This is a genomic window from Mediterraneibacter agrestimuris, assembly GCF_943193195.1.
Taxonomy (GTDB): Bacteria; Bacillota; Clostridia; order Lachnospirales; family Lachnospiraceae; genus Schaedlerella; species Schaedlerella agrestimuris.
Genome location: NZ_CALPDG010000002.1, coordinates 50,209 through 67,128, shown reverse-complemented (window position 1 = coordinate 67,128; position 16,920 = coordinate 50,209). Strand labels below are relative to the sequence as shown.

General features: G+C 44.0%; 13 protein-coding genes. All 13 read right to left on the bottom strand.

The window, feature by feature from the left end; genetic code table 11:
* Nucleotides 1-13: 13 nt before the first annotated feature.
* Nucleotides 14-1,195, bottom strand: a complete 1,182-nt coding sequence (locus NFS18_RS01565; RefSeq protein ID WP_251386977.1) for an iron-containing alcohol dehydrogenase — start codon at nucleotides 1,193-1,195, stop codon at nucleotides 14-16.
* Nucleotides 1,196-1,351: 156 nt separating this feature from the next.
* Nucleotides 1,352-2,800 (bottom strand): chitobiase/beta-hexosaminidase C-terminal domain-containing protein, encoded by a 1,449-nt coding sequence (locus tag NFS18_RS01560; RefSeq protein WP_251386975.1) that lies wholly within the window; start codon nucleotides 2,798-2,800, stop codon nucleotides 1,352-1,354.
* 16 nt (nucleotides 2,801-2,816) lie between these two features.
* Nucleotides 2,817-3,653 carry a bifunctional methylenetetrahydrofolate dehydrogenase/methenyltetrahydrofolate cyclohydrolase FolD gene (gene folD / locus NFS18_RS01555; RefSeq protein ID WP_251386973.1) on the bottom strand — a complete coding sequence of 279 codons (837 nt, stop codon included), beginning with the start codon at nucleotides 3,651-3,653 and terminating at the stop codon, nucleotides 2,817-2,819.
* A 22-nt stretch (nucleotides 3,654-3,675) separates the two neighbouring features.
* Nucleotides 3,676-5,346, bottom strand: coding sequence for a formate--tetrahydrofolate ligase (locus tag NFS18_RS01550; protein ID WP_251386971.1), 1,671 nt, complete (start codon nucleotides 5,344-5,346; stop codon nucleotides 3,676-3,678).
* An 11-nt stretch (nucleotides 5,347-5,357) separates the two neighbouring features.
* Nucleotides 5,358-7,886 (bottom strand): FtsK/SpoIIIE family DNA translocase, encoded by a 2,529-nt coding sequence (locus tag NFS18_RS01545; RefSeq protein ID WP_251386969.1) that lies wholly within the window; start codon nucleotides 7,884-7,886, stop codon nucleotides 5,358-5,360.
* Between the two features lie 99 nt (nucleotides 7,887-7,985).
* Nucleotides 7,986-8,777 (bottom strand): ClpP family protease, encoded by a 792-nt coding sequence (locus NFS18_RS01540; protein ID WP_251387327.1) that lies wholly within the window; start codon nucleotides 8,775-8,777, stop codon nucleotides 7,986-7,988.
* Between the two features lie 220 nt (nucleotides 8,778-8,997).
* On the bottom strand, nucleotides 8,998-10,272 hold the full coding sequence (locus NFS18_RS01535) for an O-acetylhomoserine aminocarboxypropyltransferase/cysteine synthase family protein (protein ID WP_251386967.1): 1,275 nt from the start codon (nucleotides 10,270-10,272) through the stop codon (nucleotides 8,998-9,000).
* A gap of 94 nt (nucleotides 10,273-10,366) precedes the next feature.
* Complete coding sequence (locus NFS18_RS01530) at nucleotides 10,367-11,101, bottom strand: YebC/PmpR family DNA-binding transcriptional regulator (protein WP_251386965.1); 735 nt, start codon at nucleotides 11,099-11,101, stop codon at nucleotides 10,367-10,369.
* A gap of 182 nt (nucleotides 11,102-11,283) precedes the next feature.
* Complete coding sequence (locus NFS18_RS01525; protein WP_251386963.1) at nucleotides 11,284-11,631, bottom strand: type II toxin-antitoxin system PemK/MazF family toxin; 348 nt, start codon at nucleotides 11,629-11,631, stop codon at nucleotides 11,284-11,286.
* A 176-nt stretch (nucleotides 11,632-11,807) separates the two neighbouring features.
* Nucleotides 11,808-12,971 carry an alanine racemase gene (alr, locus tag NFS18_RS01520; protein WP_251386961.1) on the bottom strand — a complete coding sequence of 388 codons (1,164 nt, stop codon included), beginning with the start codon at nucleotides 12,969-12,971 and terminating at the stop codon, nucleotides 11,808-11,810.
* Nucleotides 12,968-14,470 carry an NAD(P)H-hydrate dehydratase gene (locus tag NFS18_RS01515; protein ID WP_251386958.1) on the bottom strand — a complete coding sequence of 501 codons (1,503 nt, stop codon included), beginning with the start codon at nucleotides 14,468-14,470 and terminating at the stop codon, nucleotides 12,968-12,970. Before NFS18_RS01515 ends, alr begins: the two co-directional genes overlap by 4 nt.
* Before the next feature lie 238 nt (nucleotides 14,471-14,708).
* Nucleotides 14,709-15,344 carry a redox-sensing transcriptional repressor Rex gene (locus NFS18_RS01510; RefSeq protein WP_251386956.1) on the bottom strand — a complete coding sequence of 212 codons (636 nt, stop codon included), beginning with the start codon at nucleotides 15,342-15,344 and terminating at the stop codon, nucleotides 14,709-14,711.
* A 231-nt stretch (nucleotides 15,345-15,575) separates the two neighbouring features.
* Nucleotides 15,576-16,865, bottom strand: coding sequence for a flagellar filament capping protein FliD (gene fliD / locus NFS18_RS01505; RefSeq protein ID WP_251386951.1), 1,290 nt, complete (start codon nucleotides 16,863-16,865; stop codon nucleotides 15,576-15,578).
* Between the last annotated feature and the right edge of the window lie 55 nt (nucleotides 16,866-16,920).

The following is a 16,920-nucleotide window of genomic DNA, read 5'->3' as shown; positions in this document are numbered from 1 at the left end:
CTGACAGCTTCTTTTAGAAATCAACTTCTGTTCCATAATAAATACAGGTGAAGAGTCTTTCCATTGTAGCCGGGTCAATTGCACGCGGATTGGATCCTGTACAGGCATCTCCTACTGCAAGCTCGGAAATCTTAGCAATCTTCTCTTTGAACTCTTCTTCAATGATTCCGAACTCCTTCAAAGTCTTCGGAATGTTAAGCTGAATGTTGAACTCATCAATCTTCTCACACAGACTGTTGATCAATGCTTTCTCAGAAGCTCCCTGAAGTCCTGTTTTTCTTGCAATCTCTGCATAGCGTTTTGCTGCTACAGGATCTTTTGCATTATATTTGATTACATATGGAAGATACATTGCGTTAGCGCAGCCGTGTGTAATATGTCCTGTTGAGAATGCCGCGCCTGTCTTATGAGCCATGGAATGAACAATACCCAGCAGTGCGTTAGAGAACGCCATACCTGCAAGACACTGGGCATCGTGCATCTCTGCTCTCGCATCCATATTGCCTCTGTAAGAAGCAGGCAGATAATCAAATACCATCTCGATTGCCTGGATGGCAAGCGGGTCTGTGTATACACAATGTAATGTGGATACATAAGCCTCGATCGCATGTGTCAGAGCATCCATACCTGTATAAGCCACCTGTTTAGCCGGAAGTCCCTCAACAAGCTCAGAGTCAACGATTGCAACATCTGGTGTAATATTGAAATCAGCCAGCGGATACTTCACGCCTGTCTGATAATTTGTAATAACTGAGAATGCTGTTACTTCTGTAGCTGTTCCAGATGTAGAAGGAATTGCACAGAATTTTGCTTTCTGTCTCAGTTCCGGGAAATTGAATGGAATGCAAAGGTCTTCAAATGTAACATCCGGGTACTCATAGAATGCCCACATAGCCTTAGCTGCATCAATCGGAGAACCTCCGCCCATAGATACGATCCAGTCAGGTTCAAACTTACGCATAGCTTCTGCGCCCTTCATTACAGTCTCAACTGACGGATCTGGTTCAACACCTTCAAAAAGTTCAACTTCCATTCCTGCCTCTTTGAGATAGTCCACAGCTTTATCCAGGAACCCCTGGCGCTTCATAGAACCGCCGCCAACAACAAGGATCGCTTTCTTTCCTTTCAGGTTCTTAAGTTCTTCAAGACATCCTTTTCCATGGTAAACGTCTCTTGGTAAAGTAAATCTTCCCATGATATGCATCTCCTTATGTAGTGTTTTGTTATTTTTTTAACGCTATAATTATACCACTCTGTCCCTTTTTTAACAAGCAAATCTACATATTTTTCAAGTTAAATATTGCACAAAAAACCTCTCGCATTTTTGTTCATAAATACAAGAGGTTCTTAATTATTCATATTCCAAAAGATAATTCCGTTTCGTCACCTGCGTCATCTTACCACTCTCACTGATCAGCACCGCCGATAATATCGTTGTACCCTCTGGCATATCAATCGGTCCTGTATATAAGGCGGACCCAGCTGACGGAGTGGTTCCGTCCGTCGTATAATATGCCCTATACCCATCCGGCACCTGTATGGTAATCTGCGTTGCTGTTGTATACTGTCCGGTAGATGGTGTCACCGCCGGAGCGTCCTCAATTGGAATCTCAATCGTATAAGTTCTGACAGCGATCAGACTTGGTATCCCTTTTTTATTATAAGCAACGGCCCTGATTGTCGTTGTACCCTCGTCCAACAGCACCGGTTCTTTGTATTTCGTACTGGACTTCGTTGGCTCTGTATCATCCGTTGTATAATAAATGGTTCCCTTTCCAGTCAGTGTCACCTGCTGTACCTCCGGATATGTCCCCTCGTCAAGACTAAATACCGGCATCTCAGATACATAGTCGCTTACTGCAGCAAGTACCTTATCATCGCAACCCTCTAAAAGACTGGAAATCTTATCCTTTTGTTCTGTTTTAATATAGAAATCAATTGCTGCCTGATATAATTGGGCATTGGCCGGCTGGGCATCAATTGCCTTTAAGAAAATATCTTCTCCTTTATCTTCCGTCTTCTGTTGAATATACATCTGTGCCATCCCTGTATAAGCCTCTGCTTTCTTGGAGTCCTTTCGGATAGCTCTCTGAAATGCTTTCTCAGCAGAACTGTATTCTCCAGTCTGCAATGCACGGTATCCTTGGTTGACCACACCTGTGTAAGAATTCTGGTAAATAATAAAACCACTTGCGCCGAGAATAACAAGTATAAACAAAAACACAGTAAGCACAGCCTGCCGGCGCTTTTTCAAAGCACGTTTCTTACGGATCATCTGTTGCCTGCGCCTTTCCTCTGTATCCCGCCTTAAATCTCCTGTATTCTGACGGATACGTCCTGTTTCCCGCCGCACATTTCCAGTATTCTGACGAACTCTGCCTGTGTTCTGGCGGACACGCCCTGTATTAGAATGCATTTCCCCTGTTCCCCGCCTGTCACGGATTTCTCTGCTGTCCCTTGATACCCCATTAACTGTACGGACTCTGGACACACCATTGTTCTGTCTCCAGACTTCTGTCTGTCTGACTGGTCTTGCCGGATGTCCCGAACGGATATTATCCAGTTCTCCCTGGCTTAAAACACGGGTCGCATTTCCAGCCTCCCGTCCAAGCTGTTCCCGATATCTGCGGACATCCTCCGTACGAAGCGGTCTCGTGGCACCCTCAACAGACCCTCTCACCTCTCTGGTAAGAACGTCTTCTAACGGATTGTAATCCGGCACCATCTGTACTTCACACCTACAATCGGGGCAGATGAGCATACCTTCAGGTATATCCGCACCACAATTTGCACATCTCATCGAGTACTTCCTCCTGTTACCGCGCAGTCTCTACGCAGTTGTTCATCAACATTGCGATTGTCATCGGTCCAACACCTCCCGGCACCGGGGTAATCGCAGATGCTTTCTCTTTTACTTTATCAAAATCTACATCGCCGCACAGCTTATTCTGATCATTCCGGTGCATACCCACATCAATCACAACAGCGCCGTCCTTAATATAAGAATCATCGATCATCTGCCGCCTTCCAACAGCAGCGATCAGAATATCTGCACATTTTGTAACTTCTTTTAAATCTCTTGTATGTGAATGCGCTATTGTAACTGTTGCATTTTCCCGTAAAAGCAAAGCCGCCATAGGCTTTCCCACAATATTACTTCTTCCCACAATGACACAACGCTTTCCAGCAATGGAAATACCCGAACGCTTCAAAAGCTCAATAATTCCAGCCGGAGTACAGGAAAGAAATCCTTTTTCTCCAAGCCAGAGCCTTCCTACACTGACCGGATGAAATCCATCTACATCCTTATCCGGTGAAATGGTACGGATCACCTTATCTGCATCCATATGAGCCGGAAGTGGAAGCTGAACAAGAATTCCGTTGACAGCGCTGTCCTTATTGAGCTGTTCTACCAGTACCAGCAGTTCCTCTTCTGCTGCAGTTTCCGGCAGTTCGTATGCTTCGGAACGAATTCCGACATAAGCACATGCCTTTTTCTTATTATTGACATATACACAGGAAGCCGGATCTTTCCCCACCTGAACAACTGCAAGACAGATTTCTCTGCCCGTCTTTTTCAACTCTGCCACTTCTGCTTTTAATTCATCCTTGATATCCTGAGAGATTTTCTTTCCATCAATTATCTGTGTCATGCGATTCTCCTATATCTAAAATCTAAAACAAACCTGTTATCTTACCTTCATCTGTCACATCAATGTTATTTGCCGCCGGAATCCTCGGCAGACCCGGCATTGTCATGACCGCTCCTGTCAGAGCAACGACAAACCCTGCCCCCGCACTGACATAAACCTCACGGATATGAATGTCAAAATTCTCCGGGCGTCCCAGTTTTTTCGCATCATCGGATAAGGAATACTGATTTTTTGCCATACAGACCGGTACATTTCCAAAGCCCATAGATTCAATCTTCGCAAGCTGTTTTTCAGCAGCCGGCTCATAAATTACAGAACGTGCACCATAAATTTCTTTAGAAATCACCTCTATTTTCTCTTTTAAAGTCAGCTCATCTGCATACAACGGATGGAAATGGCTTTCTTTTGTCTCTAATGTTTCCAGTACCTTCTCAGCCAGCGCGATTCCTCCTGCGCCGCCTTTTTCCCAGACTTCGGAGAGGGCAAACTCACAGCCTCGCTGTTCACAGAACTTACGGATATACTCATTCTCTGCTTCTGTATCTGTAATAAAGGAGTTCAGTGTTACAACAACCGGGACATCATACTTTTGAATATTTTCAATATGTTTCTCTAAATTTACAATTCCTTTTGCAAGAGCCTCCAGATTTTCCACACCCAAATCTGCTTTTGCAACTCCACCATTATACTTCAAAGCACGCACAGTTGCAACAATAACTACTACATCCGGTTTTAAACCTGCCTTACGGCACTTGATATCCAGAAATTTCTCTGCCCCCAGATCTGCTCCGAATCCAGCCTCCGTAATCGTAATTTCTGACATTTTCAACGCCATCTTTGTAGCACGTACGCTGTTGCAGCCATGAGCAATATTCGCAAACGGTCCGCCGTGTACCAAAGCCGGTGTGTGCTCCAATGTCTGAATCAGATTAGGTTTGACAGCGTCTTTTAACAGAGCAGCCATTGCTCCTGTCGCCTGCAGGTCATCGGCAGTCACCGGCTCCCCTGCAAAATTATAAGCAACAATAATCCTTCCGAGCCGTCGTTTCAAGTCGGCTAAATCGTCGGCAAGACAGAGAATTGCCATAATCTCAGACGCTACCGTAATGACAAAGTGGTCTTCTCTGACCATACCGTCCATTTTATTACCAAGTCCTACGACCACATTACGTAAAACACGGTCATTCATATCCACACAACGTTTCCATACTACTTGACGCGGATCAATCTTGAGCACATTCCCCTGCTGAATATGATTATCCAACATTGCCGCAAGCAGATTGTTGGCAGATGTAATAGCATGAAAGTCTCCGGTAAAGTGCAGATTCAGATCATCCATAGGAACTACTTGTGCATAACCGCCCCCGGCTGCGCCGCCCTTGATACCGAAGCATGGACCAAGAGACGGTTCACGCAGCGCGATCACAGCTTTTTTATTCAGCTTTGCCAGTGCTTGTCCAAGCCCTACAGTTGTCGTAGTCTTTCCCTCTCCTGCCGGAGTCGGGTTGATCGCTGTTACAAGCACCAGCTTTCCGTCTTCATTGTCTTTGATCCTGTCCCAGAATTCTTCGGAAAGCTTTGCCTTGTATTTACCATAATATTCCAAATATTCTTCGGCAATTCCAGCTTTCTCAGCCACTTCTCTGATATGAAGCATCTTTGCTTCCTGTGCAATCTGAATGTCTGTCTTCATCTGTCTTCCTCCTATTTATTCTCTTGTAAATATTGTTCAAATTCCTCTTTTGTCATAAGTACCTTTCGTGGTTTGGTTCCTTCCTCCGGACCGACAACACCTGCTTCTGCAAGCTGATCCATAATACGCGCCGCCCGGTTGAAACCAATTTTGAACATTCTCTGAAGCATACCTATGGATGCTTTCTCTTTATCAATGATCAGTCTTCCCGCATCTGCGAAGTAATTATCTCTGCCATCTGTACTTTCCCCTCCCGGCACAGTAGTCTGCCCTGCACCGTCAGCTTCTATATCTGCATTCATATGTGCTTCCAGTTCATCCGTGTAATTTGCATTTCCGTGATTTTCAATCAAATAATCTACAACCTTCTGTACTTCCTTGTCAGAAACAAAAGAGCCTTGTACACGAACAGGTTTTGGATATCCAGTCGGATAAAAAAGCATGTCTCCCTTTCCCAGCAGCTTTTCCGCGCCATTCATGTCAATGATCGTTCTGGAATCCACGCCGGATGACACGGCAAATGCAATCCGGGACGGCATATTTGCCTTGATCAGTCCTGTTATAACATTGACTGATGGTCTCTGGGTCGCCAGAATCAGATGCAGTCCTGCTGCTCTTGCAAGCTGTGCCAGGCGGCAGATCGCGCCTTCCACATCTTTAGGCGCAACCATCATCAAATCTGCCAGCTCATCTACAATAATAACAATCTTTGGCATCTTCTCGGGCACTATTTCTTCCTCAGCCGGTTTTATCTTCGATATTTTTTCGTTAAATCCTTTCAGGTCACGGACATTATATTCTGCAAACAACTGATATCGCTTCATCATTTCAGCAACTGCCCAGTTCAGCGCTCCCGCAGCTTTTCTCGGGTCAGTGACAACCGGAATCAGAAGATGCGGAATGCCATTGTAAACACTTAGCTCTACTACCTTCGGGTCAACCATGATCAATTTGACATCATCCGGATTGGATTTGTAAATAATACTCATGATCAACGTATTGATACAGACAGATTTACCAGATCCCGTAGAACCGGCAACAAGCAGGTGGGGCATCTTGGCAATGTCTGCAACAACAACCTTTCCGGCTATATCCTTGCCCACTGCAAACGTAATTTTAGAATCACTGTTTTGAAATTCCTTTGCTTCCAGAAGATCACGCAGCATAACCGCTGAATTTTCAGCATTCGGAACTTCAATTCCGACTGCCGCCTTCCCCGGAATCGGTGCTTCAATTCTAAGATCTGTAACTGCCAGATTCAGTTTGATGTCATCAGCAAGCCCCACGATTTTGCTGACTTTGACCCCTTGCTCCGGCTGTAGTTCATACCGTGTAACAGAAGGTCCGCAGCTAGCATTGGTAACATGTACCTTGACGCCAAAGTTCTGTAACGTCTGTTCAAGCTTCATAGCGGTAGCTCTTAAGTGGCTGTCTGAATCTCCCCCGCCGGCTTTCCCATGCTTCAGAAGACTTAATGGCGGCACCTTATATTCCTTTTTCACCAACACTTCCTGTGCTCTGATCTCTGCTTCCATATTCACAGGCTCTGTCTTTGCTTCTTCCAATTCCTGACGTGCTTTTTCAGTTCTGGATTTTAAGGATTCTATCTTTGAAACAGAATGGAGATCCTCCGTTTCTTCCATATGTACAGGTCCGCTTCGGTTAATCACAAATTCAGGTTCTTCCGGCTGTGCCTTCCCCTCCGGTTCCTCAAAAATTGACGGAAACGGTTCTGCCTGCATGGTATCGTCTGTCGGATTCAGCTCCTGAAGTTCCGGTGACTTATGGGTCTCCTTTTCCTGTGTCAGCGTTGTAGCAAAAGAGACGCCGGAAACTTTATTTCTTTGTCGTTTTGCCGTCTTCGCAGATGTCATATTTTTCTTCTCATCTAACTGAACATCTCTTGCTTTGTGCCGCTCTTCTTTTCGTTTTGAGAAACGTATCGCAGCAGTCTCATGCCGTTTTCTGGCATCTTCATATACCCGTTTGCTTCCGTGTCCCAATGGTTTTAATAATGATTTTTCTGTAATCAATATGATAGAGATGATCATCAGCAGAATCAAAACAATATAAGTTCCTGCCACGCCGATCGCCGGACAGAGCAGTGAGATCAGACATCCGCCTAGCAATCCGCCCGCTTCCTTACCAATACTTGCCTGCCGGTAATATTCCAGCAAACTAGTACCCGGTTCATAAGAATTGATCACCAGTTCTAAAAAAGCAGTCAGCAATATGGAAAATACAATTACTGCCCCTGCCTTTATACATGCATGCGCATTGCCCCTGTTGGACATCAAAAAGGCTGTGATTCCAAATATAAGTACGGGAAGCGGATAGGCGATCCATCCGAAAATTCCAAACATCACTGCGGAAAATATATCACCAACGAACCCACCCATTCCAAAATTACTTATCAAAAGAAAAATACAGACAGCCAGCACGCCGAGAATAATAATCTCACCGTGCAGCACTGTATTTTCCTGTGTTTTTTTCTTTTTACCTCTTGTGGTTGATTTTCTTTTTGTTGACTTTGCAGCCATCTATATTCCTCCTTGGGATTTGAACATACTATATCTAGTATATCATCGATTCAAAAATCTGTCATTAAAAATTTTCAGTTCGATTAAGAGCCCCATATTTTACTCTTTTTTTGTATTTCTTCGTTCATCTATCATCTTATGCAGTTTCTCCATTGCCTGACTGATACCGCCTACTTCATCAATCAGACCTTCCCTTACCGCATCTTCACCTTCCAACATCGTTCCTACATCCTTTACCAGTTGAGTAGGATCCAGCATTAGTTCTTCCAGGCGCTTCTGGCTGATACGGGAATGCTCTGCAATAAATCCTGTGATCCGGTCCTGCGTTCTCTCCATATTACGGTAACTTTGATACACACCGATAAACATTCCGCTGGAACGCACCGGATGCACGATCATCGTTCCGCTTGGCACGATAAAGGAATAATCTGCCGATACCGCCAGCGGTCCGCCGATGGAATGACTTCCACCCAGCACAAGGGATACGGTCGGTTTGCTCAAAGATGCGATCATCTCAGCAATAGCAAGTCCTGCTTCCACATCTCCGCCCAGTGTATTGAGCAAGATTAAAATTCCTTCCACTTCATCACTGTCTTCTGCTTCTGCCAGTTTCGGCAATAAATGTTCATATTTTGTTGCTTTCGTATTTCCAGACACTGCCTCATGTCCTTCAATCTCACCTATAATCGTCAGAAGCTGGATTCGGTGACGCTCCTCCCCATTTTCTAAATGAAGTGTCCCTGTTTCCTTAATCTCCTCCTGGTCCGCAGCACGTTTTTCCTGTGCCTCCTCCTGAGCTTCTTTCTCCTTCACACATTGCTTCTCTTTCTGCTCGTTTGTACGCTTCTTCTGTTCTTCCTGCTCCTTTTCTCGTTTCTCCTGCTGATCCATCCGCCTTGTCCGATGACAATCCGTTATGTTATCATTCCATTTCATGCAATCCCTGTTATCATTCTTACTCATACACACTAACCTCCGAAAACTTTTCTTATCTTCCTTATTTCTCGATTTTAGTATGCGTTAAGATTTATAATTCATACCTAAATACCTACTATATTTCACATCAAAAATGGTATGAATGCAAATTGTATACATCCATACCATTTCATTTTTATTGCAATGCCTGCTCCACATCCGCAATAATATCTTCTACATTTTCAATACCTACACTGAATCGAATCAAGTCAGGCTGCACACCTGCTTCAAGCAGCTCCTGATCATTCATCTGACGATGGGTATGGCTTGCAGGATGAAGCACACAGCTTCTCGCATCTGCAACATGAGTCACGATAGCCACCATTTTCAACTTATCCATCATTTCAACAGCCGCATCTCTGCCGCCTTTCAAACCGAACGTAATAACACCGCATGTTCCGTTCGGCATATATTTCTGTGTCATATCATAATACTTGTCACCAGGAAGGGACGGACAAGATACCCATGCCACTTTCTCATGGTTCTTTAAATATTCTGCAACCTTCACTGCATTTTCACAGTGGCGCGGCATACGCAGATGCAGTGTCTCCAGACCGATATTCAGTAAAAACGCATTCTGTGGAGACTGAATAGAACCGAGATCACGCATCAGCTGTGCGGTTGCTTTTGTAATATACGCGCCTTTTCCGAATCTCTCAGTATAGACAATTCCGTGATAAGTCTCGTCCGGTGTAGTCAGTCCTGGGAACTTATCTGCATAAGCATCCCAGTCAAAATTACCACTGTCAACAATCGCGCCTCCGACACAGGCTGCATGACCGTCCATGTATTTAGTTGTAGAATGTGTTACAATATCTGCGCCCCACTCGAACGGACGGCAGTTGACCGGTGTCGCAAATGTATTGTCCACAATAAACGGTACACCGTGCTCATGGGCTGCTTTTGAAAACTTCTCCAAATCAAGTACAACCAGCGCCGGATTGGCAATCGTCTCTCCAAATACAGCCTTGGTGTTCTCCCGAAATGCAGCATTCAATTCTTCCACAGAACAATCCGGATCTATAAACGTCGCTTCTACCCCCATCTTCCGAATCGTATGTGCGTAAAGATTATATGTACCGCCGTAAACAGCAGAAGCGCAAACGATATGGTCGCCTGCTCCGGCAATGTTCATAATTGCATAGAAGTTCGCTGCCTGTCCGGAAGAGGTCAGCATTGCAGCTACTCCACCCTCAAGGTCACAGATTTTCGCTGCAACAGCATCGTTGGTCGGATTCTGAAGCCGGGTATAGAAGTACCCACTTTCCTCCAAATCAAACAGACGTCCCATCTGTTCACTGCTTGTATAGCGGAATGTTGTGCTCTGATAAATCGGTACTACTCTCGGTTCTCCGTTCTCCGGCTCATAACCGGACTGGATACATTTGGTTTCAATTCTGTAATCGCTCATCGTTCAGTTCCCTCTCTTCTGTCTCTGTGCCGCCAATCGCTTCCGAATGCTCCAGGGAAGCGCTGCGAAAATAAAAATAATCCGTTGTTCGGCTTTATTCTTCACTCCAGTTGTGATATACATCTTGGACGTCATCATCTTCTTCTAATAAGTCTAATGTCTTCTGGATATTTTTGATATCTTCTTCCTTTGTCAGTTCTACATAAGTCTGCGGAATCATTGTCACTTCTGCATTTGCCATCACGATTCCCGCCTCTTCCAACTGCAGGCGCACATCGCTGAAATTTTCCGGCGCTGTCAGAATCTCAAAGCTTTCCTCTTCTTCTGCAAAATCCTCTGCCCCCGCTTCCAGAGCCATCATCATCAGCTCATCTGCATCCATGTCGCAGTCCTCTTTTGCCACAAGAATCTGTCCTTTCTCATCAAACATAAAGGAAACACATCCCGGGGTTCCGACATTACCGCTTCCCTTTGTAAATGCATTACGCACATTGGATGCAGTTCTGTTTTTATTATCGGTCAATGTTCTTACTATGATTGCTGTACCGTTCGGTCCATAGCCCTCATATGTAATATGCTCATAATTGTCTCCTGAGCCTTCTCCAGCAGCCTTTTTAATATTTCTGTCGATAGTGTCATTCGGCATATTGTTTGACTTCGCCTTCGCAATGACGTCACGCAAACGACTGTTATTTGCCGGATCCGGTCCGCCGCCCTCTTTTACTGCTACTGCAAGCTCACGTCCGATTTTTGTAAAAATTTTACCCTTTGCAGCATCATTTTTTTCTTTTTTATGCTTAATATTGGCAAATTTTGAATGTCCTGACATCTCTAATCATTCTCCTCTTCTCGTATTATCCAAAATATTCTATCACTCTTTTTTCTATCTGTAAAGACTAACGCCAAACTGTTTGTAAAAGGACAGATTCTGTGTTACTGTTTCCTCATCACATGTTCTTACGGACTTTTTACTAAATACAAAGTCCTATGCTGAACTGTTACTGTCATCCTCTATGTATACAGATCCAGACTGATTCTAATTGCCTCACTTACTTTTCCCATCATGCGGCTGTCCACATGACAGACAAACTCTCTCAGACGTTTCTTGTCAATTGTACGAATCTGCTCAAGCAAAATCACTGAATTCTTCACGATCTGATACTGCTGTGCACTGATTTCAATATGTGTCGGCAGCTTCGCCTTATTCATCCGTGATGTAATCGCCGCACAGATTACCGTGGGACTATGTCGGTTCCCTACATCATTCTGAATAATCAGGACCGGACGTATTCCGCCCTGTTCGCTGCCGACTACCGGACTCAGATCTGCATAATAAATATCTCCACGCTTAATTGTCACTTTGTTCACACTCCGCTTTTCTTTTCCTTACTTTTTACAGAACCTGCGGAAACTGTTTCCGCTTCTCATATTTTCTATAGTATTGCCCTGTTTTTTGCAAGTATGCAAAGTGTTTTAATAATTATTCATCTTGAAAATTAATCAGTTATACATTTTAATCATTCAGAAACAGTTTTTTAGAAACAGTCTTTTTGAATCACAACATTTCCGCCTTTAGTGTACACTCTCGGAATCCGTTTGCTTAAACAACAGACAAACTCGTAATTGAATCGTCCGCTCAGTTCACTCAACTCCTCCACACAAATGTGTTCCTCTCCGTCTCGTCCCACAAGTGTAACTCGATCCATAAACTGCACGTCAGGAATATCCGTCACATCCACAATAAACTGATCCATGCAGACCCTTCCTAAGATTCTCGCCCGTCTGCCGCGGATAAGCACCTCTCCTTTATTGGACAGGGACCGCGGATAACCGTCACCGTATCCAACCGGGATGGTTGCCACCCTCATCGGTTTCTCTGACACAAAAGTACCGCCATAGCTGATTGCAGTTCCTGCCTCTATATCCTTTACAAATGTAACGTGGCTGATCAGTTCCAATGCGGGATGCAGATCAATCACCTCTTGTTCCACCTCATCGGAAGGATACATTCCATAAAGGGAAATTCCGGCTCTTACCAGATCGTGCTTTAAATCAGGAAAGTCAATGATTCCCGCACTGTTATCGCAGTTCAGATAGGGAATCTCCACCCCGCGTTCTTGCAATGCCTGCTTCATCCATACAAATTTATCATGCTGCATCTTTGTATAGCTTTTATCAGTCTCATCTGCCTTGGAAAAATGTGTAAACAAGCCTTCCACGGATATATGATTCATCTGCCAGATATCCCGAATGATATCCGCACTTTCTTCATCTACTTTGAATCCGATTCTTCCCATCCCGGTATCGATTTTAATGTGCACAACCGCTGTTTTCCCCAGCTTCTTTGCCGCATCAGCCATCCCTTGTGCCATTTCCCATGTATAAACTGCTCCGCGGATATCAAAATTGATCATATCCTCATACTGATCCGGAAATACACATCCAAGCACAAGTATTGGTTTTTTGATACCGGCTTCACGGAGAACTTTTGCTTCGTCCAGACTGGCTGTGGCATACCCCCACACATAATCCACTTCTTCAGACAATTCTGCAATCGGCACAGCGCCGTGACCATATCCATCACTTTTAATCACAACCATAATCTGGGTTTTACCGCCAATTCTTTTTTCCATCTGCTCCATATTGTACGCGATTGCATCTAAATTGATAGACGCATATACACGATTGTATTGTTTCATCCTAATTTCTCCTCCGCCTCTTTCATACATAATCCAACCCCTGTGATCAAATCTTCTGCAAGAACACTATAGCTTCCAAGTCTTTTCTTTGCCTCTTCTCCGCTGCAGGCATGAAGAAATACGCCCAGCACTGCGCTTTCATATGTCGGCAAACCGCCAGCCAGCAATCCGGTGATCACACCTGAGAGTACATCCCCTGAACCTGCTTTTGCCATTGCATGATTACCTGCCGTATTGACAAAGTTCTTCTTTGCCCGCTCTGACACTATCGTGCGTGCATCTTTGAGTACACACACTGCCGGATACTGCCCTGTAAACTGCAGCAGTTTCACAAATCGTTTATCTGCCAGTTCAGAAACCGAACACCCCAGCAGTCCTGCCATTTCTTTCATATGCGGAGTCAGCACAACCGGCATATCTGCCTCCCTCAGCAATTTCCTGTGACAGGAAAGCAAATTGATTCCATCTGCATCAATTACACAAGGAACTTTACATTTCTGCACAACTGTTTTTAACAGATTCGCAGATACTCTGCCTTTCCCAAGTCCGCAGCCAATACAGACCACATCAGCCCATACCAGTAATTGCTCCAGTTCTTGTTCCTTATACTCTGTATACGTAGAAACAACTGCCTCTGGTAAAAGCTGCTGTAAAATCCCGCGATTTGATTCCGGAGTATAAATCTGTATTAGTCCCGCACCGCTTATATAAGCTGCTTTCGCACTTAAATATGCCGCGCCCGCCATGCCTTCACTTCCAGTGATCATCAGTACCTTGCCATAACTTCCTTTGTGGGAATTAGCTTTCCGTTTCGGCAAAAGATGGGGAATATCCTTCCGCTCCAGTGTATAACAAACTTCCTGAACATGTTCCATAAAAGAAGTATCGATCCCTATGTCAACATAAACAACTTTTCCCGCATACTCTTTCCCTGGGAATAATACGGTTCCCAGCTTTTCACACTGAAAAGACACTGTCAGTTCTGCCCGGAATGCTATACCCAGGACACTGCCGTCTGCCGAAGAAATTCCTGACGGAATATCCACAGATACTTTCCTTCCGGGCATTTCATTGAGCTGCTCTATCAGCTCATGATAATGACCGTCTACTTCCCGATTTAAGCCTACTCCAAAAATAGCATCCAGTACAACAGTATATTCCTCTTCAGGCAATTCTGTGACGACAGGAATCCCCAGATTCTTCACTACATTTGCCTGAATTCTGCACTCTTCACTCATAGAATTTTCATTTCCCGCAAATAAAACCGTAGCCTGCTTCCCCTGCCCGTACAGCAGACGCGCGATCGCAAAGCCGTCACCGCCATTGTTCCCCGAACCACAGACAATCAGTGTATTGGAATAATCAAATTTCTCTTCCTGCAGCACTTCCACCATTTTACAGGCCGCATGCTCCATCAGTACAACCGATGGGATTCCGATTTCTTCAATTGTACGCTTATCTGCCTTCTGCATCCATGTGCCATTCGGTAAATACCGCATAAACATTTTCTCCTTTCCCGTAAGCCGGACAAAAAACTTCATCGCATTTCGTCTGCTTCTATGCATTTCAAGTCAAAAATCCCATAGCAAGCTGCAAGGTATTTAACCCTTGCGGCAGCCGCCAAATGGACATGCCGGCATGTCCGCCTGGCTCATTGCCCGCAGGAATAAAAGCAGAAAACGTGTAAAGAGGATTTTTCCTTTTTACACGCCTGTCATAATAGTCCAGATGCAAGTCCTATATTGAATCATTACGCATAATATTGTAAGATAATTTCATAAGACTATCGGAAAGATGTACATTCTCTACTATCTTATCTCCCGCAAGATTCAAGTCAATATGTGCAAAATTCCAGATTCCTTTAATATTACTTTTTGCAAGCAGCTCTGCCACTTCCACCGCCTTTGCCTTAGGAAGCGTCAGTGCAGCGATCTCAACATCGTTTTCTTGTAAAAATGATTCCAGTTCATCTACCATCCGAATTTTGACACCACGGATAGACATTCCTTTCAGGCTGTGGTTGTTATCAAATAATCCTGTCAGTACAAATCCGCTTCTCTCAAACGACTGATACTTAGCAAGCGCCTGTCCCAGACTTCCCACGCCGATAATAATTATATTATGGCTGCGGTCCAGCCCAAGAATCTTGCCGATTTCTGTATGCAGATACTTCACATTATAGCCGTATCCCTGTTGCCCGAACCCTCCGAAATTATTCAGGTCCTGACGGATCTGCGATGCTGTCACATTCATCTTCTTGCTGAGTTCATTTGATGAAATACGCTCCAAACCATTCTCTATCAAATCGCCCAAATATCTATAATATCTTGGCAGACGGCTGATAACCGCCTGCGAAATCATTTTCTCTTCCACGCGGCATTCCTCCAAATCTCTTATCACTGTTATTTATTATATAAAAGATAAAAAGGAAAGTCAAACTTTTGTCAATGTTTTTTATTTTGCATACACTCATAACATTTCAGTCAAAAAACTGCATTCACCGCAAAAAAGCAGAAAAGTTCCATGAAAACAGAATTCAGCCCATTCGCCAAAGGAGAAAGGGCTGAATTCCTGTAATAGTTTACTTTGTTTTATCAAGATATGTTATACCAGATAATTCATCATCATACCAAGGGCATAATAATTATTCAAGGTTTGTGCACCATTTTTTGAATACATATTAAATGCATGATATGGACTGTTCATAACTTCTGCCTGTGCAGACTCAATGTCATTGTTGATCAATGTACTGGATTTTACTCCCAGTCCATTTACAGCCTTGTTATAAGCCCTGTTAGCTATTCCGCTGGCTCCGGAAATCAAGTCTTTTGTTAAAGAAGGATTCTCTTTTAGATTTTTCTTCAGAACTTCTTTGTCAAATTTCAAAGTAGCATCCTTGTTCACCGTGATTCCCAGTTTTTCCAGAGATTCTTCAGATCCGAGTCCCATTACGAGATTACGAAGCTGTCTGTCAACACCAGTTCCTCTGTCATAATTGTCATTCAACAATTTCAGTGAAGAATTGTAAGCGTCTACCAGATTGCCGACAGCAGAAGCTGTTTTATCAGCATCTACATCTGCCCGTATAGTCGTCCTGCCTACATCCTTTAGAGTAACTCCGATTCTGGTATTATCAACAGAAATCTCGTTGCTGTAGGATTCATACTTAGTCGTTTTTCCATTCATCGTTATTGAATAGATAGAATCTGCCGCTTCTGTCTTAACAGTATCCAGTCCGCTGGCAGCACCAAGTTCACCACTTACCTGAAAACCATTGTATACACCGGTGTATGTTCCGGTCAACTCCAGACTTGCCATGCCGTCTTTCTGTACAACAGTTGCCCGTACATTCGCATCGCCCCTATTAATCTGGTCTGCTGCATCTCTCAGCATTTGAACATTAGTCTTAGAAGAGCCGTCTTCATTGACAGCGCTTACGTTAACATTGACAGACTTGATGCCGTTTCCTACTGAGAAATTCATATCTCCTGATGCAGTGTCAGTAGCTTTGACACCGTTGCTTACATTTGTCTGTGCCTGCGCAAGCTGGGTCACATCCAGAGTCAGTTCCTTAGCATCTCTAACATTCAGCTTTTTCGTAGCAGTTGCCACAGATTCATCAGAACTGGTCACTGCAAGATCATTCGATATACTGGTACGGTTGCTTCCTTTAAGTGCATTAGCAGCATTCATCAGATCAGACATAGATGAATTATATGTTTTCATAAAATTCATGCTGTCTTTCAGAGGACCTTTTACAGGTGAAACTGCAGAAACAGATGACTGCGCATATCTCTGGTTTTTGGACAAAGCCTGAGCCAGACGGATATTGTTGATGGAAGACTGATAATTGTAATATCCCATGCCATAAGAATTAATTCCATTAATTGCCATAGTTTTTCCTCCTTTCCTAAGTGAAATTTATAATCCTCCATTTATTCTTTCGACC